Consider the following 22660-nt stretch of genomic DNA (forward strand, 5'->3'; position numbering starts at 1 on the left):
GCAAAAAAGAGGTTGGCTCTAGCCAACCTCCTACGACTTTATTCTCTGTTAGAGCTCACCGACTCCTCCGAGTCTTCTTCTTTTTTGCGTACATAAAAACGCGAGAAAAATAGGCCGACTTCGAATAAGAACCACATAGGCACTGCAAGCAATGTTTGTGAAATAAGATCGGGTGGCGTCAGCAACATGCCAACAACAAAGGCACCGACGATGATGTACGGACGCTTTTCACTCAATGTTTTCGGTGTCGTAGCTCCCGTCCAACAAAGCAAAATAATCGCGACAGGTACCTCGAACGCAATACCAAATGCCATAAACAACGCCAAAACAAAATCGAGATAACTGGATATATCTGTGGCGTATTCCACTCCCCCCAATGAAATGGCGGTAAAGAAGCTAAAGACTAATGGAAAGACCACATAGTATGCGAACGCAACTCCGCAATAAAACAGCAGTGAACTCGAAAAAAGCAGCGGCATGATTAAACGCCTTTCATGCTTATACAAACCTGGTGCAACAAACGCCCAAACTTGATAAAGAATGACTGGCACAGCTACGAATACCGACACAACTAATGTTAGTTTTAGCGGTGTAAACAAAGGGGAAGCGACATCAGTCGCGATCATTGTCGCACCCTGTGGCAATCGCTCAACTAAAGGTGCAGAGACAAAGTCGTAGATGTCATTTGAAAAGTAAATTAAGCCTAAGAATACAATAACGACTGCTAACAACGCGCGCAGCAGTCGATTTCGCAATTCCAATAGATGGCTCATTAAAGGCTGGGATTGTTCCATAGAAGACATATGAACTACTCAATAAAGCTGAGAAGGAAGCACCAAGTCCATTGCTCCTCCTCATTTCCAATTACTCAGCTTTATGTTGATCTATCGGTGTGTCAGATGATTCGCTAGGCACAGAAGAGGTTTTCGGCTCTTCTTGCTTAGCCTGAGAAGCGGTTTTCTTTGCGTAAGGTCGCTGAACGGATCTGGCAGCTTCTTTTAGTTCTTCAACTGATGACTTGAGATCAGAAGACAAACTTTCCATGCCATTCTTTTCAGCTTTGCGTAAATTCTCATGGAGCTCCTGAACTTTTAGCTCCTTGGATATTTCTTCTTTTACACCATTCGCCATACTTTTTGCGCTACTGACAAACTTAGAAACACTGCGAATAGCATGAGGAAGACGTTCAGGGCCGAGAACCACTAAACCAACAACAAAAATAACTACCAGTTCCCAAAAACCGATATCAAACACGTTTAAGCCTGCTCTTTATCTTTTTTGGTCTCAACAGATTCCTCTGAGGTGGTTTTCTGTTGATCGATGTTTTTGGTTTCAAAATCTGCATCAGCTGTATCATCTTTTTTCGCCGCCGCAGAGTCATCATCACTGATGGCTTTTTTGAAGCCTTTAATCGCACCACCTAAGTCTGTGCCTATTCCACGCAACTTTTTCGTCCCAAACAATAACACGACGATCAATGCAATTATAAGAAGTTGCCAAATGCTTATTCCACCCATATCAATTCCCTCATGGATCACAAAAATACTGTCCGTAGACTAACGTCTATTTGCGATAAAATCTCCAGCTTAGTAACCAAAGTGTGACTCCCAATACCCCTAATCCCAAGGATACATGCCCATCCATACGACCACTCAATATTGCTGAGCAAATCATTGATGTTGCCCCTGCTCCAAACATAAAGTTACCCAATGCAATTGAGCGTTTGGTCTTCCGATAACCATCGAATAAGCTCTCTAACTTTTGGTTCATCAACTTACCTTGTTTTAAACTGTCATAAAGCAACTCTGGCAACTCTGGTAGCTTTTCTGCCCAAAATGGTGCTCTGTCTTTCACCGAGTTCAAGAAAGCCTTCGGCCCAATTTGGTTCGACATCCAATCTTCTAAGAAAGGTTTTGCTGTGGCCCAAAGGTCAAGTTGAGGATAAAGCTGACGACCGAGCCCTTCTATATAGAGTAGCGTCTTTTGCAGCAGTACTAACTGCGGCTGAACTTCCATATTGAACTGACGCGCCGTATTAAATAAATTCAGTAGCACATGACCGAAAGAGATTTCGCATAGAGGCTTGGCAAAAATCGGTTCACATACGATACGAATCGCAAACTCAAACTCGTCAATATTGGTTTCACGTGGAACCCACTCAGACTCAACATGTAGCTCCGCTACGCGACGATAGTCTCGATTAAAAAAGGCTAAGAAGTTTTCGGCGAGATAGCGTTTATCTTCGCTATTTAAAGTGCCAACGATGCCGCAGTCGAGGCCTATCCAACGTGGGTTTTCAGGATGGTCATATTCGACGAACACATTTCCAGGGTGCATGTCCGCGTGAAAAAAGCTATCACGAAACACTTGGGTGAAGAACACTCGGACACCACGCTCGGCGAGGAGCTTCATGTTGGTGCCGTTTTTTTCGAGTCCTTCAATATCAGAAACTTGAATACCATAAATACGCTCAGATACCATCACCGTTTTATTACTAAAATCGGTGATAACTTCAGGCACGTACAACTCTTCGCTGTTTTCAAAATTGCGCCTAAGCTGAATAGCGTTAGCTGCTTCACGGCGCAAATCCAATTCACCAATGAGCGTTTTTTCGTATTCACGAACTACTTCAACGGGTTTTAGCCTGCGAGCCTCAGGTAACGTCTTAGCAACAACTCGCGCCAAGCGATACATCAATTTAATGTCTGCTCGAATGACTGGCTGAATATCCGGACGAATCACCTTAATGACCACTTCTTGTCCCGTTTGCTTCAAGTTGGCAGTGTGGACTTGGGCAATAGAAGCTGAGGCTAATGGAGTAATATCAAAGTTATCAAACCAACTCTCCAATGAATCCCCAAGCGCTTCCTCTATATGATTTTTCGCCAAGTTGCCATCAAAAGAGCTGACCTTATCCTGCAACATAGCCAGCTGATCAGCGATATGGTCTGGAAAAAGATCTCGTCGAGTGGACATCATTTGACCAAACTTAATCCATACCGGACCTAGCTCTTGTAATGCTAACCGAAGCCTTTCTCCCAATGGTTTATTTGGATGTTTGTTTTTAATCCAAAACAAAGATTTGCGAAGCAGTAACGGCGCCTTGGTTAGCTGGTGATTGGGAAGAAGCTCATCTAAGCCGTACTCTAACTGAACTTTGATGATTCGATATAAACGTTTCAGTTCAGCTGGGGTCATAGTCGCTCCGACAACTTGTTGAGTCTAGTTTCAATATTCGCCGAAAAGCTGTTAACTTCATCTACTTGATCGCAAAAATGTGCTACTTCAAGTGCGCTAGGGGCAAACTTCCACTCTTCAGTCAAAACTTGTGCAAGGTGGTCTTGATGCTTAGCGGCTTTGTTTTGTAGCAATTGTCCAAAGTCTTTGACACCTTGTACTACTGTATGTGCCACTACGTCGCCGGTAATGCGAGATAGCCATTCTTCAATGTCGGGTTTGCAATCGGTAATAAGCTGAGCAAACTTCTGTGCAAGCTGCATATCCCCTTCTAATACCAACCTGTCCTGCTTTATGAGCTTAGTAATATTAGCTTGCTCGCGTAATTCATGCAGATCGGCAAGCTTAAAAGATAGGTAGCAATCGGGCTGACCTTCATATTGACTAACCACGTCAATTTGCTGCTGACTAAAAATAAAAGTTAAACTTGTATCTATTTCTCTCACTAATACTTGGATTGAGTTACCTTTAAGACGCGATAAGCGACGGCTCAATTCAACGTCGTCACGAATCATTGTATTTAATGAGGTTTCGATAATCGCAGTAGCAAATTGTTTGATTGGCATACCGTCCACTCCTTTAGAACTTATACCCACGATGCAAGGCAACAATGCCACCGGTCAGGTTATAGTACTTGGTCTGCTCAAACCCAGCATCCTGCATCATGGCTTCGAGAGTATCTTGATCCGGATGCATTCGAATAGATTCAGCTAAATAACGATAACTTTCAGAATCATTAGCAATCAACTTGCCCATTTTAGGCAAAATATGGAAAGAGTATGCATCATAGATCTTGGATAGCGACTTAGAAGCTGGCTTAGAAAATTCCAGAACCAATAAGCGTCCGCCGGGCTTTAGCACTCGAAACATAGAGCGAAGTGCTTTGTCTTTATCCGTTACGTTTCTTAGGCAAAAACTGATGGTAATACAATCGAAATAGTTATCAGGAAACGGTAACTCTTCCGCATTGGCTTGCACGTAGTGAACATTACCCACAATACCGTTGTCTCGAAGCTTGTCGCGACCAACATTTAGCATCGAATTATTGATATCCGCCAGCACCACGTGGCCTTTTTCACCAACAATTCTCGAGAACTTAGCCGTAAGATCTCCCGTACCACCACCAAGGTCAAGAATACGTTGCCCAGGCTTAGCACCACTACAATCAATCGTAAAACGCTTCCAAACGCGGTGAACACCTACAGACATTAAGTCATTCATCACATCATACTTAGTTGCTACTGAATGAAAGACTTCAGCAACTTTTGCCACTTTTTCTTCTTTAGCGACAGTCTCATAACCAAAATGAGTTGTTTCTGTTGGTTTGTTTGCTACCTTCAATTGCGCCTTAGAATCGCTCATACTTTCTGTTACCTTGGTCACTTTAGTTCCGCGCAATAATTGCGTACCTACACACGTTGTGCCCGCTAGTTTACTTTATACACAGGCTTTAGTGGTAGCAATTGTAATGAATAAATCTTTGGGGACTTGTTGATATACCAATATTTAACCAAAAACGATCAATTAACTGGCTTCTACTCAGCATCTGATTTTGCGTTCACGACGAGTTGAGGTGAGATTGGCTTTTTTACCTGCACACCGAGATCAGTAAAACTCTCAGCTTGCCGAATGACATTGCCTCGACCAGAAATTAACTTGTTCATCGCCCCTTGATAGCTTTGGTTGGCCTTATCTAACGAACTTCCTAAGCCTTCCATATCGTCGACAAATAACCTCAATTTGTCATAAAGCTTACTCGCTCGCTCGGCAATAATTTGCGCATTTTGATTTTTACGATCATTTCGCCATAAGTTATCAATCGTACGAAGAGCGACGAGCAAGGTGGTGGGACTCACCAAGATAATATTTTGCTCCATTGCCTCCTTAACTAAACTTGGATCAGCTTGAATGGCGACTTGAAACGCGGGCTCAACAGGCACAAACAGCAATACATAATCTAAACACTCTATTCCTTGCAGCTGGTGATAGTCTTTTTGCCCTAACCCTTTAATGTGTGCCCTAAGTGAGGTGAGGTGTTGTGTTAACGCCCGATCTCGCTCTAGATCGTCTTGGGCATTGTAATATCTTTCATAAGCCACCAATGTCATCTTTGAGTCGATGACGACCTGCTTATTATTCGGTAAGTTAACAATAACATCGGGTTGGAAGCGCTTGCCTGATTCGCTTTGTAGGCTCACTTGGGTTTGATACTCGTGTCCATTTCTTAAACCCGATTCCTCCAAGACTTTAGCAAGAATAACTTCACCCCAATTACCTTGCTGCTTATTGTCCCCTTTTAAAGCATTGGTCAGGTTGAGTGCTTCCTTGGCCATTTGTTCATTCAGTCGCTGCAAGTTTTTTAGTTCATGCACTAAGGTATGACGTTCCTTAGCTTCTTGATGAAAGCTATCATTTACTTGCTTTTTAAAACCTTCAAGCTGTTGTTTTAGTGGGGAGAGCAAGCCTTCTAAACTTTGTTTGTTTTGCTGATCGACTTTGGCACTTTTATCCTCAAACACTTGATTCGCCAAGTGCTCAAATTGTTGCTTCAGTCTATCTTCTGCCGATTCTAATAACTTAACTTTCTCTTTATTAGACTGGTTTTGTTGTTCATAGCGCGCCTGTTGTTCACGATACTGAACTTCCAATTGATTTTTTTGACTACGAGTACGTTCTAGATCTTGAGAGAGCTTGGCTTTTTCTTGTTTCATAACCTCTAACTGCCGCAGTTTCTCTGCTGCAACAATCAGTTTATTTTGGGCTTGTTTGAGTTCGTAAGCCGCTTTATCTCTGTCGCTGTCTAGTTCGGTTAACTCTTGCTGGGCATTCTCCAGCTCTTTCTGAAGATGATCGGTTTGCGTTTTGTGTAGCTGATGGACAGACTCTAGCTGTTGGGTCAGTTGCGCCAGTCTAATCGTGCTTTTTTGCTTCACCCACCAGCTCACACCGCCACCGACCACAACAGAGCTACCTATAGCCGTGAAAAAAATGTCTTTATACTCAAAAATCCACTGCATAGCTCACCTAGCTTAAACTTAAATCCTAACTATTAAATGGTATTTCCATACTGGATAAATGTCCAGTTTGTAGCAAACGCTAGCTACATATAGACTGGCGAGAAGCAGGCCATTCGGCTTGACAATAAATCCATCAAATTAAAATAAATCGATACCCATAATTCGTGAAATGATGGGTAAACCTCCAATGAATACGTGCTTGCTTTGTAGGGATAATGTAATGAACGAACGTCGTGCTTTAGGTTTTGGCTTAGCCGCTGTCTTACTTTGGTCTACCGTCGCAACTGCTTTTAAAATCACTCTTGAGCAGTTTACCCCGATACAGATGCTCACGATCGCTAGCATGGTATCAGGGTCAGCACTGATAACAATATGTGGCTTTCAAAAGAAGCTGTCACTCATCATTCCTACCTTATTAGCAAACCCTTTGTACTACGTTGTGTTAGGACTGATTAACCCATTAGCCTACTATTTGATTTTATTCAAAGCCTATGATTTGCTTCCTGCTGCGCAAGCACAGGCCATCAATTATAGTTGGGCGATCACATTGACCTTGATGGCTGCGGTATTTCTTGGCCAATCTATTCGTAAGCAAGACTGGTTAGCTTGTACTTTTAGCTATATCGGCGTGCTAGTCATAGCAACAGAAGGAAATCTACTCGGGCTTAAATTTCAGAGCCCTTTAGGTGTAGGACTCGCGCTACTTTCCACTCTACTCTGGGCTAGCTACTGGATTCTCAATACAAAAAATAAAGCCGATCCCATTGTGAGTGTACTATTGGGCTTTTTGATTGCTATACCTATAGCAATTGGAATTTGCTTTTACCAACACTCTCAGTGGTCGCACATTTCAGCAAAAGGCTGGCTGGCGGTTACTTACGTAGGGCTTTTCGAAATGGGTGTCACATTCGTATTATGGCTGACAGCGCTAAAGCTGACGAATAATACCTCTCGTATCAGTAATCTGATCTTCGCATCCCCTTTTATATCACTAATACTCCTCGCAACAATAATTGGAGAGCACATCCACCCTTCGACATTAGTAGGATTGGTACTCATCGTCATAGGACTGGCGATACAACAGTTAAAGTTCGGCAAAGGTCGCAAAGTAAGCCGATGCCAAAAAGCAGATTAAATTTGAGGCGGATTAAAACAATTGATAGGCGAGCTCACTACCCTGCCCGCGAACTCCATCTATTCTATTCACCATATCACTCGAGAGCTTTAGAGCCTTGGACGCTGGGTGGTTGACAAGAAAGGCAGATTTTTCGTCTTCACCGAGCATTGAGTCCCACTTATTATGGACATCTCTCGCTAAATAAAGCACGCAAGCTAGCTTTTTTGAGTCTCCGGCTTTACCCGGATGATTAACATTAGCGATAGCGTCAACCATAGCAGCTGGAAATTTCCAGCTTTTTGCCAGTGCCGCTCCCAACTCTTGTGAGTCCGTACCCAGCACCTCTTTCTGTACTCGACTTCGGCTTTCACCGTTATCAACGCGATGTTTAATTACTATAGCCTTGTCAGGAACAAGGGCGTGAATCATTAATTCACCGATATTGTGTAAGACCCCGGTAGTAAAGGTCTCATTAGGGTCCAAACGAACACTTTTGGACACTGTGCTAGCTATCATGGATACTTCGAAGGTATTTGACCAATAGTCTTTTAGGTTGAGTGTTTCCAATCTCGGAAACGTAGTTGAAAGAATTGAAGATGACACTAAAGTTCGTATCGCACCACCGCCCACCCGAATAATGGCGTCATTGATAGTCGACACGCCTTTTACACCACCAAAATGCGCTGAGTTAGCCATGCGTAGCACTCTGGCACTCAGTACCTGATCCATTGACATTTTTCGAGAAAGCTCACCAAAGTCAATGGTTTCACGATTCACCATCTCAAGGAGCTCTTGGAGTACACTTTCAATTCTTGGCAACTCATTGATTCGGGAAATCAGCGCGTCATGACTCATGCTTAAAATCCTTATTATAATTATTTACTCATTTAATATAGAACAAGTTAACAAAGCTCGAAGAAAGAATCGGCAAATTTTAGAGCAATGTTTTTGAGTTTTGTTAACTACACATTTGAATAGAATTGATAGGAATAAATCGGCATTCATGCGCAGAAATCGTTGCGTATTTCGCACATATAAAAACATATTATTGCGAAAAGTCGAAAGCATTTTTCCTATTGTCCTGTTTCTACATCACCCTTGCGACGTTAAATTACACCTCAACGGCACACGAGACCCAATAAATGTAAGTCAGCCAACAAAAAATGAGGAATTTATTATGAAAAACAAAATCTTATCTATCGTTGCTCTTTCTGCTATTTTTTCTACTTGCGCATTTGCAGCTGGCACTAGCTCTGTTCAAATACAAGAAACCGATATGGGTGCTTTCACAAGCGTTAGTGCTCTAAATAACGGCAAAGCAATGGCAAATACTCCTATTGTCGTCACAGGGCAGAACACAGTAGAAACCTATACGACAAATAGCAATGGCGTAGTTTACATTTCAAACATGTCACATGGTGGCAAGACTTATACTCTGCAGGTGAAAGGAGCAAATGGTCAAACAACCCAATCACAATACACCTTTGCGCAAGATGCTAGCGACAATTAATACTGACGCAAATCACATAGGACTTACTATCTAGATTAAGCTTCTGGTGAGTCTAACAATACAAAGGGGACCGGTTAGGTCCCCTTGAATGCAAGTGTTCTGCACTAACATTTATTGAAAAGCTTAAAGTTTGGCTTTGACAATTTATCAATCAGGTAATACACAAGATAAGCACATAAACCACCTGCAATCGCGCCAATAAACACATTCGCAGTTCTATATCCAGCCTGGAACTCGCTATGACTTAATGTTCCAGCCGCTAATGCGATCAAAGTACATCGCATTGCAAAAGCTAACGGATAATATCTGATAAACAATGTTAAAGGGATTAACAGCGCCGCTATTTGAAAGATAATAGGGTTGTCACCTTGTAGCCCATAAGCCAATGACAAGCCCAATACAAGACCAATAAGCGCACCTGACATGCGATGACGGATCTTTTGGTGCATGGAGATATATTGTCCGGTACTCACACTTGCTGTAGACCATATCATCCATTGCCCATGAGGGATTTTAAAATACCCCACCCCAAGCGCCGTGATGAATACCGCCAACATAACTCCTATCACCGTTTTGATTGAATCAAAATGTAGCTGGGGATACAACGCTCGGTTGAACCCCCACAGAGCGTAACGGTCTTGTCTGTCAGTGACATACTGATAGATACAAACTAGAATTGGACCTGCAACTGCAACTGCTAAAAACTCCACTATCAATAACCAGTCATTTGAAATCGAATAGATAAAAGGTGAGTCTTTGAGTTCCATAGCGAAATACAGTGACGGGATTAGTATCCAGCTTGCCAAGCTACGCAAGTGCTTACCATGTATCACAAGTCCCATAGAAAGCCCTGCCCACATAGAGACAATCAAAGCGAATATTAATGGATACTCTAAAGAGTGATATAACGCAAAGAAACCAGCGAGAATGACTAGCTCCTGGAGCAAAATGGCCAGTATGCCCCATTTAAGCTGTGATTGCGGCCGATAGAATGACGCACTCAAAATCATCAACTCCAGAGCCACCCAATACCCGTAATGGATACCTAACGCGAAGGAAGGCGCGAGCGCTAACACAACCAATGACCATTTTTTCACAGGAGACATACTACTACCAACCTCAACCACTACTGCTCTTCTAACTCATTTACTTTCACGATTGTGGCTATGCGAGAAAGCGTACCAATAGCGTTTTGTGGCAGCGTGTGCACTGCGCTGTAAGCTATCTTACCTTTTGGATGACAAATGTCATTGATGAAATCAATAACAAGTAATGCTTTGGTGATTAGTTGTCACTAGCATCTGTAGGAAATAGATATTCTTGTTTGATTACTTTTCCGTCAGGCATTTTCACTTCAACAGTGTAAGCATTTCCCGAGTGAGCCATGTTTGATAAATAAACAACACCATCTTTGTTGGTATTGTAAGTTTCCACATTGCCTTCAAGGTTATTTTGATGAGAGACAACAACGGAAGCATCATTAACTGCTTGACCATTTTCCGATACAGATACACGAGTGTACGCCCCCATATTCATTTCTTGAACCTGATCGTTATTTGGCTGAGCTGCGAAAGTGTAAGCTGAAAAAACTGCTGACAGGGCGATGACTGGTAGAAGTGCTTTTTTCATTTTTAATTCCTCAATATTTGCCATTTAGTTGGTTATGTAGATTTTCTACATAATGATATGGCTGCATCTAATCGTTATTTCATACTGAGATACAATATTTTCGTTGTTGTATCGTATCCCGATGAATAAATATTAAGGACTTATTTAACTGGTGATAAGTTGTTTGTCCTAACCCATTTGTTAGATAAATTTACATAAAAGCAAGACAATAACTTTGAAACAAACTCTACGTACTAAAAGTGGTTATGAACGGCAAAGGAATGATTGGTACTTATATAGCCTTAGCAACCAAATACGGTTGAGCACACTATTTCAAAGCCAAGTTAGGTATTGAAATATATGATCTGCAGTTGAATGCAAATGATATGACCACTGATAGTCATTTTGATAGTAAATAATGCCCTATTGCGGCTGAGACGCCGTTGAGTGATGCAGAAAAACTCTGTGTGCTAACTTTATTGTTCCAAAACAACTAAACCCACTGACCCGCGACGTATCCACTAGACCAAGCCCATTGAAAATTGAACCCTCCTAACCAACCCGTAACATCCATGACTTCACCAACAAAATACAAACCGGTAACAGTTTTACACTCCATTGTTTTAGAAGAGATATGATCAGTGTTCACTCCACCTAGTGTTACTTCAGCAGTTCGATACCCTTCAGTTCCATTTGGCGCAATATTCCAGTTCTCTAGATGATGACACACACATTCTAGTTCTTTTGAGTTGAATTGCTTTAGAGGTTTATCAGTCAGCTCCTTTCGCTCCAAAAGCACTTCAATAAAGCGTTTAGGTAGAACCTTAGATAAAGTAGTCTTGAGCGTTTGGTTAGGATGTTTTTCTCTCGAGCGAACCATAAACTCCTGAATATCAACTTCAGGAACCAAGTTGATCGATATCTTTTGTCCTGGCTTCCAAAATGAGGAAATTTGCAGCACAGCAGGACCAGATAATCCTCTATGTGTAAACAAAAGCGCTTCTTTAAATACCGTCCCATCTTCTGCGGTAATTTCAGCGGGTATTGCAATTCCTGAAAGCTCTGAAAAGTCCTGTTTATCTTGGGTATGTAAAGTAAAAGGAACTAAGCCTGCCGTTGTGGCTGCAACACTTAAACCAAATTGTTCCGCAACCTTGTATCCAAATGGCGTGGCACCTAGTTTCGGCATAGACAAACCACCAGTCGCTATCACCAACGAGTCACATTGATGAATTTCGTTACCTAACTGTAGCTCAAACCCTTGTGATAACTTCGTTATACGATGCACATCGACTTGATAACGTTGCTCTACTGTAGGCAAATCACATTCCTCTAGAAGCATGGCAACAATATCTTTCGCTGACTCTAAACAAAATAACTGCCCGTGGTCGCGCTCCTCGAAATCTATCTCGTACTTGCTGACTAAAGAAATAAAATCCCAGTTGGTGTATTGAGATAAAGCTGATTTTACAAAGTGAGGGTTGCTACAAAGATAGTTACTGGCAGAAACATCGTAGTTGGTAAAGTTGCAACGGCCACCACCAGAAATAAGAATTTTACGCCCGGGCTTTTTAGCATGATCAACAAGCAAAACCTTTCGTCCGCGTTTACCAGCCTCAGCAGCACACATTAACCCTGCAGCCCCTGCTCCGATAATAATAACGTCAAACTTCTTACTCATAACCATCTCTTACTGGTGAAATAAAAAAGGATGTGCTTACGCACATCCTTGCTAAGGCCGCCAGTTTAACCACAAATCAAGTGACTGACAAATGCCTACTAAATGACAACAGCGACAATTAGAGTGACAATCAACAGCACTGCTGATAGCACAAACAGCTCTCTGACACGACCACATTTATCGGTGAATAACTCATCATGGTGATGGTGGTATTCTTTAGTTTTTAGGTAATGATACAAACGGACCTGTTTGGATACATTACCATGAGTAGTAAAAAAGCCCCCGCCGTCTACCTGTTGATATAAGAGCGGGTGAGCTTCGCGCATTATGTATATGAGTGAACGTAGCGCGGTGAGATATCTTGCTACATTGATGACAGTAACAAGTGTAAGCGCAAATAGAATAGTGTCTCCACTGATCATCTTTTCCTCCCTACATCTTCAGTTAGTGCCCCGAAGAAAAAGATAATCAGAGAAAATTACCTTTTTAGCTACGCGTTAGCTTGGGCATCCATAATTGAAGATGAACCTTCTTTCGCCATTGTTGCTAGATCTTTATCGATAAAGAACAAAGCTTTACCATCTTCCCCTACAAGTTCTAGCTTGTCTAAAATCCCTTTAAACAACTTCTCTTCTTCGTGCTGCTCTGCGACATACCACTGCAGGAAGTTGAACGTCGAGTAATCCTGTGAAGTAAAGGCAACGTGAGCAAGCTTGTTGATTTTGCCTGTGATCATTTGTTCATGTTCGTAAGTTAAGCGGAACACTTCACCTAGACTTGCAAACTCGTGTTGTGGAGCATCAATTGCACCTAAGATTGGCATTGCTCCTGTTTCACTCACGTAAGTAAATAAACGCTGCATGTGCTGCATTTCTTCTACTGCATGTTCACGAAGAAACTCAGCTGCACCTTCAAATCCTTTATCTTCACACCAAGCACTCATTTGTAAGTATAGATTGGATGAGAAAAATTCGAGATTAATTTGCTCATTTAATTGTTCAACCATTTCATTCGACAGCATAAAAAGTCTCCTACTATTTTTTTGTCTAGGCGGTTAGCCAGTCTACGTTTTGGCAAAGATATCATCTTGCATACCGAATGTGTAACTGAGATCACAACGACAAAAATAAATTATCTGCGGTGTTAGTCTTTAAATAGGTGATAAAGAAGAGGAACTGACAATGAGTTACAAGCATATTTTAGTTGCCGTTGATCTATCAGAAGAAAGCGACTTTATTGTTAAAAAAGCAGTTGCGCTCGCAAAACCGTTGCAAGCTGAGCTGTCTTTTATCCACATTGATGTCAACTATGCTGAAGTCTACACTGGGCTAATCGATATAAATTTGGCTGAAACGCAGCACCAAACGATGGAATCATCGCAAAAATTCTTGCAGAAGATAGCGGACAAGGCAGAGTACCCTATCAAACATACGCTGGTTGGTAGTGGCGATCTAGGTAATGAACTGTGTGACACCATCAATGAATTTAAGGTAGACCTACTCGTTTGTGGCCATCACCAAGATTTTTGGAGCAAGTTCCTTTCATCAACACGACAGCTGATAAACTGCTCACCCGTTGACATGTTAGTCGTTCCTCTAAGAGAGGATTAACCAAAACAGAACGATTGCTTGGTGAAAGGTTTAATGGACTAGCGGAGCCTCGGTGATTGCGACAATTTTGTTGGAAGCGACGGCTAGCTCATTATCAAGCTGGTAGATCTTACTCTTAAGCTTGAGATGCTTAGCTTGCAGCTTTTTCTGTTTTTTAAGCAATTTACTCAACTTCTTACTTTGCTTATTTTGCTTACAGAGCTGCTTTCTAAGCTTCTTCACTTTTTTCTTATCAACTCTTTTCCCTTCAATATTACTCATTGATAGTGACTGCTCACTTTTATTTTGTTCACTGGTTGTGTTGAGGCTACTTTTCTTCTGTGTATTCAGAACTTCGATAGTCTCATCACAAGTTTTACCAATTAGCTCTTGTTTTGGAATGGGTCTTGGCTTGCATAAAGAGCTTTTATCAGCAGAACTACGAACACACGACTGGCAAATGTACTTCGGCAGAGAAACTAATTGATGAATCTGGCCCAAGCTACTTGAGATTTCTTGACGGTTCATTTTGCAAAAACGCTTTACCATGCCACAGCTCCAGACAGGAATAAAAATGATTCGTAATTAGATATACAACGTGAACTTTAGCTTAGCAACTGTTAAATCATTTTCATTACAAAAGATGTGGTCTAAGTCATTGATGATATGACATAAACATCAAATCGATTCTTTTTCATTTTAAAAGTCATCGTCGGCTTTTGTTCGCATAACCAAGGAGCGTAGTTTGGACGCTTAACAACGACTCGCTTCTGAGCGATTTCTAGTGCTGGCTCAAGTAAATTATCGGCGTCATTATCCTCCCCCACAAGTCCTTGGAATACACGCATTTCTTTCTTTACTAAAGCCGAACCTTTTTTATTCTCTGGGTGCGGATACATTGGATCAAGATAAACAACATCGGGTCTCACTTCGTCGCCGATACCCTTGCTTTCTACTAGTAATTTTTGACTAGGAGAAAAAGAAAATGACATTCTTTGTCTAACCCATTCACCAATCTCTTCATCTTGTTTTGCTCGCGCTAGCCCATCAGCAAGGAGAGTTGCAACCACAGGGTGGCGTTCTACCATATGCACTCGAGAACCTAACGAAGCAAAAACAAATGAGTCACGCCCCAAACCCGCTGTTCCGTCGAGGATTAATGGTAAAGCGCCTTTGCTGATCCCTACGGCTTTAGCGATGTCCTGCCCCTTACCCCCACCAAACCTTCGTCTATGCGCAACAGCGCCTCCGATAAAGTCAACGTAGATAGGGCCAAGCTTAGGTTCATCCAGTTTGCGTAGCTCAATATGGATGCCTGTATCAACCAAAGCAAATACCGCCTCATCATTAGCAACCAAGCCAAATTTTTCGGCGTATGTATTTAAATAAGCTTGCCTACTAGGCTCAGGAATCAGCTTAATATTCACTATCACTCCAACGACTTGCTGATAATTTTCGCAAAGTGTATCGGAAATTTGCCTTATAGACTAATTTAGTCACTACACACTAAAGCTGTGTATTTTTATATCAGTGAGTTCTCTAGCAGATAAAGTCAATACCTCTAATAGCAAGGTAATTTTCTTGATTCTCCCTTTCTATTATTTTAATGACTTGTCGTATAGTTTATCGTGTATGCGAATCTCTTTAACTAGGTGTCAACGGAATTGATCTTGCTATTACTTCCAAGATGCAGCTTATACCCATATACACTATTGAACATATAAACTAACAAACTGAATTCAACCTATTACTGCTAAAGGAGTCTATATGTCTGCCAGCATGTCCAAAACTGATGAGCTAGATAAAGCCATACTTAAAACTTTAATGGAAGATGCTCGCACTCCTTATGCTGAAATGGCAAAGCACTTTAACGTTAGCCCAGCAACCATTCACGTACGTATAGAGAAAATGAAAGCCGCTCAAATTATTCAAGGAACAGAGGTTATCGTTGATACAAAGAAGCTAGGCTATGATGTGTGCTGCTTTATAGGAATTAACTTAAATGCAGCGCGAGATTATCAATCGGCATTAGAAAAGCTAGATGCTTTGGAAGAAGTCGTTGAAGCCTACTATACAACGGGGGCATATAATATTTTTGTCAAATTAATGTGTCGCTCAATTGAAGATTTGCAAGGGGTGCTAATAAATAAGCTTCAAGCCATCGATGAAGTTCAATCAACTGAAACATTAATCTCTCTTCAAAATCCAATTAGTCGTAATGTAAACCCATAATATATCGGAGCTACGCCCAAGTATATTCATGAGTATAAACGCATAACAAACAAGGCTCCTATTATTAATAAAAGCCTGATACAGTAAGATATTTTATAAAAACTTAACGGTTTAAGTATTTCTCAAGTTCTTCAGCAGAAATACCCTGTTCTGCTAGCTGCTTAGCTAACACTTCCACTTGCTCGTCTTTACGAGCTTCAATAACTTGCTGAAATTGAAATACAATATCGCGCAATAAATGAATTGGAACCTGCTTCGCTGCGCTTTGAATTCGCTCGCCACTTTGGTTGCCAAGTTCATTTAATAACTTACCAAACATAATTTTCTCTGGAGATTCTTCTAATTGCTCCAGAACGCGTGCCATTTCATAGGTGGTCATCGTCATTAGTGTATAGCTTCCAGTGGATATATATAGGAAAAAGATTAGTTGAATAGATCAAATATAAATATACACCTGTTTTTACAATATTTAAACTTTAATATTTAATTGCTTCAATTCTAAACAGCTCGAGATATAAACCACTATACGTTTTTGGAATTTTGACCCTACCTAAATCATACAAACAGCAATTATTGAGTTCGCATTCACTAATTAAACAGCCTCTAATTGCCATCGCCGATAAGTTTTAGTCAACAAAATTACAAATGCGGGTACGACAAAAAGCATCTGGATAGCGACTATAACTTGAGGCATAAAACTTAGCTTTTGTACCCAGCTGACAATGACACCAGATCCACTCATTTGAAATAAACCCAGTAGTGCTGCTGCCGTGCCAGCTTTATCTCCAAACGCCGATAGTGCCTCTCCTGCCCCAGAGCCAAGGATTAATGAACAACCAACAGAAGATACAAACACTGGAAACATAAATGCCAATGCTACATGTAAGTTAGACAGTAAGTACATGCTGGCGCCCGCAACAATCAATAATAGTGAGCCGATAACTAGGCATTTATGCGTACCTATTCTATCCATAATTTTAGGCGCCACCATGCATGCAATAATATTGACGACCGCATTGATACTAAACCACATGGTAAACTGCGTCATCGTCAACCCCTGTTGCTCCATAAGAATGACGGGCGCAGATGTCACATATGCCAATATCGCCGCCATGGCGAGCAAGCACATGGTAGAGTGAAACAGAAAAGATGGCTGTTTTAAAACTGACCAATACCGTTCGATATTAAATACATTGTGCTTCTGTTTAGTTCTATTTGTCTCTTTCATTGAGAGAAGCACAAGTAAACCAACTAAAACGGCAAAGCTCGCCATTAAGGCAAAATTGCTGCGCCAACCAAAATGCATGGTTAGCCAACTACCAAGAATAGGAGCTAAGGCAGGTATAAAGCATATAGCCCCGTTTAGATAGCTAATCATTTTTCCACTTCGACTCGGACCGAACAGATCTCTAACTGACGCAAATGCAGCAACTGACGTTGAGCAAGCTCCGAAGCCTTGTAAAAGCCTCGCCAATAGTAGCCACTCAATGGACTGTGCTAAATATGCTAACCAAGCGCTAAATCCGTAAATAACGACACCTGTAACAGCGATTGTCTTGCGACCAAATTTGTCTGCAAGTGGCCCAGCAAACAGCTGACCAACGCCCATAGAAAACATGAACCACGTTATTGTATCTTGAGCAACATAGGTAGGGACATCTAGCTCACCCGCAATGTTGGGTAAAGCAGGTAAATATATATCAATCGCCAACGGACTAAATAACACTAATAAAATCAGCATCATAACTTGCCCTTTGCTTGCACTCGTTGTCATTTTTACCTCCAGTCAAAGATATGTGCAGCAAATTCTAACTGATTTGGGATATGAATTGTAATGACATATAATCATTATCAATATTCCTATTTGGAAAATCAGATGAATATTCAAAAGCTGTCTCGCCTTGATTTGAACCTACTGGTTTGTTTTAGCGTTTTACTTGAAGAGCAGAGTGTTACTAGGGCCGCTCATCGGCTCAATTTAAGTCAATCAGCAGTCAGCAAATCTTTAATGAAGTTACGTAGTCAGTTTGATGACCCTTTATTTATTAGAACGTCTCATGGGCTTAAACCCACGCCCAAAAGCCTTTACATTAAGCCAAAAATTGAGTCGATAGTTAATCACCTTGAACTGCTGGTAGAGCCTGAAATCTTCACACCAGATTCCAGTAAACATCGCTTTAATATCGCAACTGTAGAAAGCGTCTACCCTCTTATTTTTTCTCATTTTTTACCGAATGTATTTCTACAAGCCCCAAACTTGACGATAGAAACTCATCCTTGGACTGATCGTACATTTAAACAATTACAAGAAGGCGATCTCGATTTAGGTATTACTGGAAAAGACATTGATATTAATGACGCAAAGCTCACTATGATGACACCTAGTGACATATCTGAACTAGAAATTTATCGTGATCCAATATCTTGTGTCGTGCGTAAAAATCACCCTATCTTAAGTCATGGTCATTGGGATCTAGATAGTTATTTATCACTAAGGCACGTTCAAGTTCGCTGTGATGGAAACAATCGTTGGCTGTTGGACTATCGTTTGGCGGATATGGGCAAAGAAAGAGATATTGCTATATCTGTACCAGACTTCAACAGCGCCGCCAATTTGTGTACCTATACGGATTTCGTATTTACCGCACCTTGCCATTTTATCGAGCTAGTCGCTGAACAAATGAATTTGACTGTACTTCCACTCCCACTAGAATTTCCCCCTATAGCCTACACCCTATTTTGGCATCGCGAGCGATCGAACGATCCCGCTCTTACCTGGCTACGTAATATTATTGATGAGAAAACGTTGCACTTTAGAACGATTGCGTTGGCTGATGAAAAGGAGTAGCGTTATCATCATCTACCTACCCCATTCTAAGAATATTCAGTAGGAATTAGATCGCTCTAACAATAAGGAATTTTTAATGCTTGAATCGGTTTCCTCTAAAGTCCAGGCAGTACGTTCTTGGCTACAAAAACACAACTATGAAGCTGTTATTGTCCCTCATGAAGATGAGTATTTAGGAGAATATATTCCCGCTCACAATGAACGCCTTCATTGGCTCACTGGTTTTACCGGGTCTGCTGGTGCAGCTATCATAACTCAGACTTCAGCTGCGATATTTGTCGATGGCAGATACACGGTTCAAGTAAGAAATCAGGTTTCAGAAGAAACTTTCCAGTATTGTCATTTAATTGATGAGCCTCCTGTCAAATGGATTCTATCTAATCTTACTGTTAAATCTAGAATAGCTTTTGATCCACGTATGCATTCTTTTTCGTGGTATGAACGAGCATTAGAATCTCTATCAGCTAAATTCGATCTCGTGGCGGAAACAGAAAACCCAGTAGACACCCTTTGGTCAGACAGACCTGCACCCGTTGTATCAACAGCTCACCTTATGGACTCCAAGACAGCCGGAGCATGCTCTTATGACAAGAGAGTTAACATTGGAAACTTAATTGCTGACAAAGAGGCAGATTGTGCCGTAATCACCGCATTAGATTCTGTTTGTTGGCTACTAAACGTTCGCGGTACAGATGTATCAAGACTCCCTGTTCTGTTGTCACAAGCTATTATCTTTAGCGATGGTCGCGTACAGTTCTTTATCGACTCGTCACGTCTTCCAGCTGAGTTTGAAGTGCATGTCGGCGCTAACGTAGAAGTTTATAGTCCTGATCAGTTTGAAAATCAGCTTCAAACACTAGCGAACAAGAAAGTACTTATTGACCCGTCAACAAGTAACGCTTGGCTTACCATTACGCTTGAGGATTGCAACGCTACGACTATTACAGCGAGCGACCCGTGTGCTCTACCAAAGGCCGCTAAAAACCAAGCAGAAATTGCTGGAATGAAATCGAGTCATATAAAAGATGGCGTCGCAATGGTTAAGTTTCTTTCTTGGCTTGATAAGCAGGTAGAACAACAAGTTAGCCATACAGAAGCAACCCTGTCAGATCAACTTGAAAGCTTTAGACGCCAGGACTCTAGTTTGGTTGATTTAAGCTTTGACACGATTTCGGCAACGGGTTCAAACGCCGCAATGTGTCACTATAATCATGAAAACCAAGAAACCCCTTCTCAACTTGAATTCAATTCCTTGTATTTGGTTGATTCGGGTGGACAATATAAAGATGGCACAACAGACATCACTCGTACCATCGCGATCGGTAAACCGAGCGACGAGATGATTAAGCAATTTACTTTGGTACTTAAAGGTCACATTTCTGTCGCGCGAGCACGCTTTCCGAAAGGTACCTGTGGCTATCAGATTGATACATTGGCTCGACATCATTTGTGGGCTGAAGGGTACGACTATGACCATGGCACTGGCCATGGCGTCGGTCACTTCTTAAGTGTACACGAAGGCCCGCAGAGTATTTCTAAAAGGCAGATTAACGTACCACTTGAAGCAGGTATGGTTCTATCAAATGAACCAGGCTATTACAAAGCAGATGGATACGGCATTCGAATTGAAAACTTAGAGTTAGTAGTAGAAAAAGAGACCGATGGAGACTTCTCTGTTCTAGCATTTGAGTCTCTGACAAGATGTCCTATCGACAAACGCAACATAAACGTTAATCTTTTGACCAAGCCTGAACTTGCTTGGCTAAACGAATATCACCAAAAAGTTTGGGAGGATTTAAGTCCTCTAGTCGAAGGCGAAGCGAAAGATTGGCTCAGGTCCGCAACTCAACCTTTATCTCATTAATTTATATCTAGTTGATAAAACAAAAGCGGCTTAGAGGGCCGCTTTGATGTTTCACGTGAAACATTGTTTAACCTGAGTAAGCTATATGCCAATCTTTCCACACTGGCGCAAAACCTTTTTTACGGATCATAGATTCAACTTCCATGGCACTTCTTTCATCAGAAATTTCAAACTGCTCTAGCTCTTCCTGATCATTCGCGTACCCTCCAGGTTGAGTTTTAGACGCTGCAGACATGTGCGTTACACCTAGTGGAAGTACGTTATCGCGAAAAGTTTCTGACTCTCGGGTAGAGAGTGAAAGCTCGACCTCTGGACTAAGCAAACGGTATGCACAAATCAATTGGACGAGCTGTTTGTCCGTCATTACGGATTTCGGCTGTAATCCTCCCTCACATGGACGCAACCTTGGAAATGATATTGAATAACGAGATTTCCAATACGTTCGCTGCAAGTAGTCTAAATGGCTAGCAGCAAAATAGCAGTCTGTTCTCCAGTCCTCTAAACCAATCAATGCGCCTATTCCGATTTTATCTATCCCAGCTTTTGCCAATCTATCAGCTGTATCTAGGCGAAACTCAAAGTCTTGCTTTTTTCCACGTAAATGGTGTTTAGCGTAAGTAGATGGATGATAAGTTTCTTGGTAAACCATCACAGCATCCAAGCCTAACGACTTTAATTCTTCATACTCTACTTGTTCAAGTGGTTGAACTTCCATCGCCAAATAGCTGAACGACTTCTTTATAAGCGGTAAGGATTTTCTAAAGTACTCCATACCAACTTTTGTTTCGTGCTCTCCGGTGACAAGCAAAATACTATCAAACTTCATAGCTTTAATGGCTTTCAGTTCTAACGCTATTTCATCTTCACTTAGTGTTTTGCGTTTTATTTTGTTTTCCATAGAAAATCCGCAATAAGTACAAGCATTAGAACATAGGTTCGAAAGATAGAGAGGAACGTACAAAGAAATCGTATTCCCAAACCTTTGTCTAGTTAGAGAAAAAGATTTTTGTGCCAGTTGCTCTAGATAGGGTTCTGCAGCAGGAGAAATCAAAGCTTTAAAATCTTCTAATCCGATTGATTCTTTGCTTAAAGCACGCTCCACATCTTTTGATGTTTTGGAATAGATAGAAAGGTGCGTATGGTCCCAGTTGATATTGTTAAAAGTCTCATGAAAACTCATTGAACGACTCACTCATCAAGAAATGATGTAAGGGGGCTAGATGCAACAGCTTGAGAAACAACATTCGCTAATCCAGCTTCATACGCCAAGCGACCACTTTCAACCGCATTCTTAAATGCTTTCGCCATTAATACAGGATTATTAGCGGCTGCGATTGCTGTGTTTACAAGAACGGCATCTGCTCCGAGTTCCATTGCAAAAGCAGCATGAGAAGGTGCACCAATTCCTGCATCAATGACTACTGGAACATTAGCCTGCTCGATGATGATTTTTAGAAAGTCCTCTGTCTTTAGGCCTTTATTTGAGCCAATCGGTGCTCCAAGCGGCATTACAGCTGCACAGCCGACATCTTCTAGACGTTTGCATAACACTGGATCTGCATGGCAATATGGCAGGACGATAAAACCGTCTTTAACCAATTGCTCAGCAGCCTCGAATGTTTCAATCGGATCCGGTAGCAAATATCTAGGGTCTGGGTGTATTTCCAATTTAACCCACTCTGTACCTAAAGCTTCACGAGCTAAATGTGCTGCAAATACCGCGTCTTTTGCTGTTTTAGCTCCAGATGTATTGGGTAAAAGTTTTATATTATTGGCCAACAGTGGCTGCAAGATATCATCATCTTTTTTCTCTAACTCGACACGCTTTAGCGCCATAGTAGCCATTTGCGAGCCAGAGCTAGATATAGCATTAATCATTGTTTCGCTATTCGAAAACTTACCAGTTCCCGTTAACAACCTTGACTCAAATTCCGTACCTGCAATTTTTAACATGACT

General features: G+C 41.4%; 24 protein-coding genes and 1 pseudogene. 6 read left to right on the forward strand and 19 right to left on the reverse strand.

Annotated features, from left to right (window positions below):
- Positions 1-38 precede the first annotated feature (38 nt).
- The 7 genes and pseudogenes from tatC to rmuC form a co-directional block, all read right to left on the reverse strand.
- Positions 39-803 carry a twin-arginine translocase subunit TatC gene (gene tatC / locus ACM2FC_RS20385; protein WP_498482876.1) on the reverse strand — a complete coding sequence of 255 codons (765 nt, stop codon included), beginning with the start codon at positions 801-803 and terminating at the stop codon, positions 39-41.
- A gap of 144 nt (positions 804-947) precedes the next feature.
- Positions 948-1254: pseudogene (gene tatB / locus ACM2FC_RS20390) on the reverse strand (Sec-independent protein translocase protein TatB); the annotation flags it as partial.
- Positions 1255-1256: 2 nt separating this feature from the next.
- Positions 1257-1517 carry a Sec-independent protein translocase subunit TatA gene (gene tatA / locus ACM2FC_RS20395; protein WP_498482877.1) on the reverse strand — a complete coding sequence of 87 codons (261 nt, stop codon included), beginning with the start codon at positions 1515-1517 and terminating at the stop codon, positions 1257-1259.
- 46 nt (positions 1518-1563) lie between these two features.
- A complete protein-coding gene (gene ubiB / locus ACM2FC_RS20400) occupies positions 1564-3198 on the reverse strand; it encodes a ubiquinone biosynthesis regulatory protein kinase UbiB (RefSeq protein WP_498482878.1) in 1635 nt (544 codons plus the stop codon).
- On the reverse strand, positions 3195-3803 hold the full coding sequence (locus ACM2FC_RS20405) for a ubiquinone biosynthesis accessory factor UbiJ (protein ID WP_498482880.1): 609 nt from the start codon (positions 3801-3803) through the stop codon (positions 3195-3197). Before ACM2FC_RS20405 ends, ubiB begins: the two co-directional genes overlap by 4 nt.
- Positions 3804-3816: 13 nt before the next feature.
- Positions 3817-4599, reverse strand: coding sequence for a bifunctional demethylmenaquinone methyltransferase/2-methoxy-6-polyprenyl-1,4-benzoquinol methylase UbiE (gene ubiE / locus ACM2FC_RS20410; protein WP_498482881.1), 783 nt, complete (start codon positions 4597-4599; stop codon positions 3817-3819).
- Between the two features lie 173 nt (positions 4600-4772).
- Complete coding sequence (gene rmuC, locus ACM2FC_RS20415; protein WP_498482882.1) at positions 4773-6254, reverse strand: DNA recombination protein RmuC; 1482 nt, start codon at positions 6252-6254, stop codon at positions 4773-4775.
- Between the two features lie 220 nt (positions 6255-6474).
- On the opposite strand from rmuC, the gene ACM2FC_RS20420 reads away from it, so the two are divergent.
- Positions 6475-7389, forward strand: a complete 915-nt coding sequence (locus tag ACM2FC_RS20420; RefSeq protein ID WP_498482883.1) for a DMT family transporter — start codon at positions 6475-6477, stop codon at positions 7387-7389.
- 12 nt (positions 7390-7401) lie between these two features.
- Here ACM2FC_RS20420 and ACM2FC_RS20425 read toward each other — a convergent pair whose 3' ends face one another.
- On the reverse strand, positions 7402-8226 hold the full coding sequence (locus ACM2FC_RS20425) for an HDOD domain-containing protein (RefSeq protein ID WP_498482884.1): 825 nt from the start codon (positions 8224-8226) through the stop codon (positions 7402-7404).
- Between the two features lie 322 nt (positions 8227-8548).
- On the opposite strand from ACM2FC_RS20425, the gene ACM2FC_RS20430 reads away from it, so the two are divergent.
- Positions 8549-8881, forward strand: coding sequence for a hypothetical protein (locus ACM2FC_RS20430; protein WP_498482885.1), 333 nt, complete (start codon positions 8549-8551; stop codon positions 8879-8881).
- A 104-nt stretch (positions 8882-8985) separates the two neighbouring features.
- On the opposite strand, the gene ACM2FC_RS20435 is transcribed toward ACM2FC_RS20430, so the two are convergent.
- The 5 genes from ACM2FC_RS20435 to ftnA all read right to left on the reverse strand — a co-directional run bounded on the left by ACM2FC_RS20435 (position 8986) and on the right by ftnA (position 13191).
- On the reverse strand, positions 8986-9987 hold the full coding sequence (locus tag ACM2FC_RS20435) for an FUSC family protein (protein WP_498482886.1): 1002 nt from the start codon (positions 9985-9987) through the stop codon (positions 8986-8988).
- 178 nt (positions 9988-10165) lie between these two features.
- Positions 10166-10510: a hypothetical protein gene (locus ACM2FC_RS20440; protein WP_498482887.1), complete on the reverse strand. Its 345-nt coding sequence runs from the start codon at positions 10508-10510 to the stop codon at positions 10166-10168.
- Positions 10511-10982: 472 nt separating this feature from the next.
- The gene (locus tag ACM2FC_RS20445) at positions 10983-12170 is read right to left on the reverse strand and encodes a BaiN/RdsA family NAD(P)/FAD-dependent oxidoreductase (protein ID WP_498482888.1); all 1188 of its coding nucleotides are present in this window, start codon (positions 12168-12170) and stop codon (positions 10983-10985) included.
- Positions 12171-12268: 98 nt separating this feature from the next.
- Entirely contained in the window at positions 12269-12592 is a 324-nt protein-coding gene (uspB, locus tag ACM2FC_RS20450) for a universal stress protein UspB (protein WP_498482889.1), read from the reverse strand.
- A 68-nt stretch (positions 12593-12660) separates the two neighbouring features.
- Entirely contained in the window at positions 12661-13191 is a 531-nt protein-coding gene (ftnA, locus tag ACM2FC_RS20455; RefSeq protein WP_498482890.1) for a non-heme ferritin, read from the reverse strand.
- Positions 13192-13351: 160 nt separating this feature from the next.
- On the opposite strand from ftnA, the gene ACM2FC_RS20460 reads away from it, so the two are divergent.
- The gene (locus tag ACM2FC_RS20460; protein WP_498482891.1) at positions 13352-13780 is read left to right on the forward strand and encodes a universal stress protein; all 429 of its coding nucleotides are present in this window, start codon (positions 13352-13354) and stop codon (positions 13778-13780) included.
- A gap of 30 nt (positions 13781-13810) precedes the next feature.
- Here ACM2FC_RS20460 and ACM2FC_RS20465 read toward each other — a convergent pair whose 3' ends face one another.
- Both ACM2FC_RS20465 and ACM2FC_RS20470 read right to left on the reverse strand, forming a co-directional pair.
- Positions 13811-14308, reverse strand: coding sequence for a hypothetical protein (locus ACM2FC_RS20465; RefSeq protein ID WP_498482892.1), 498 nt, complete (start codon positions 14306-14308; stop codon positions 13811-13813).
- Between the two features lie 101 nt (positions 14309-14409).
- Complete coding sequence (locus ACM2FC_RS20470) at positions 14410-15186, reverse strand: class I SAM-dependent methyltransferase (protein ID WP_498482893.1); 777 nt, start codon at positions 15184-15186, stop codon at positions 14410-14412.
- A 340-nt stretch (positions 15187-15526) separates the two neighbouring features.
- On the opposite strand from ACM2FC_RS20470, the gene asnC reads away from it, so the two are divergent.
- Positions 15527-15991, forward strand: a complete 465-nt coding sequence (gene asnC / locus ACM2FC_RS20475) for a transcriptional regulator AsnC (RefSeq protein WP_498482894.1) — start codon at positions 15527-15529, stop codon at positions 15989-15991.
- A gap of 103 nt (positions 15992-16094) precedes the next feature.
- On the opposite strand, the gene tsrA is transcribed toward asnC, so the two are convergent.
- Both tsrA and ACM2FC_RS20485 read right to left on the reverse strand, forming a co-directional pair.
- Positions 16095-16376 carry an H-NS-like global regulator TsrA gene (tsrA, locus tag ACM2FC_RS20480; RefSeq protein WP_498482895.1) on the reverse strand — a complete coding sequence of 94 codons (282 nt, stop codon included), beginning with the start codon at positions 16374-16376 and terminating at the stop codon, positions 16095-16097.
- A 207-nt stretch (positions 16377-16583) separates the two neighbouring features.
- A complete protein-coding gene (locus ACM2FC_RS20485) occupies positions 16584-17765 on the reverse strand; it encodes a multidrug effflux MFS transporter (protein ID WP_498482896.1) in 1182 nt (393 codons plus the stop codon).
- Positions 17766-17867: 102 nt separating this feature from the next.
- On the opposite strand from ACM2FC_RS20485, the gene ACM2FC_RS20490 reads away from it, so the two are divergent.
- Both ACM2FC_RS20490 and ACM2FC_RS20495 read left to right on the forward strand, forming a co-directional pair.
- Positions 17868-18839, forward strand: coding sequence for a LysR family transcriptional regulator (locus ACM2FC_RS20490; protein ID WP_498482897.1), 972 nt, complete (start codon positions 17868-17870; stop codon positions 18837-18839).
- Positions 18840-18915: 76 nt separating this feature from the next.
- Entirely contained in the window at positions 18916-20703 is a 1788-nt protein-coding gene (locus tag ACM2FC_RS20495) for an aminopeptidase P family protein (protein WP_498482898.1), read from the forward strand.
- Between the two features lie 67 nt (positions 20704-20770).
- Here ACM2FC_RS20495 and thiH read toward each other — a convergent pair whose 3' ends face one another.
- Both thiH and ACM2FC_RS20505 read right to left on the reverse strand, forming a co-directional pair.
- Positions 20771-21883: a 2-iminoacetate synthase ThiH gene (thiH, locus tag ACM2FC_RS20500; RefSeq protein ID WP_498482899.1), complete on the reverse strand. Its 1113-nt coding sequence runs from the start codon at positions 21881-21883 to the stop codon at positions 20771-20773.
- A gap of 8 nt (positions 21884-21891) precedes the next feature.
- Positions 21892-22656, reverse strand: coding sequence for a thiazole synthase (locus ACM2FC_RS20505; protein WP_498482900.1), 765 nt, complete (start codon positions 22654-22656; stop codon positions 21892-21894).
- Positions 22657-22660: the final 4 nt, after the last annotated feature.

It is taken from the genome of Vibrio sp. A37 (assembly GCF_059777565.1).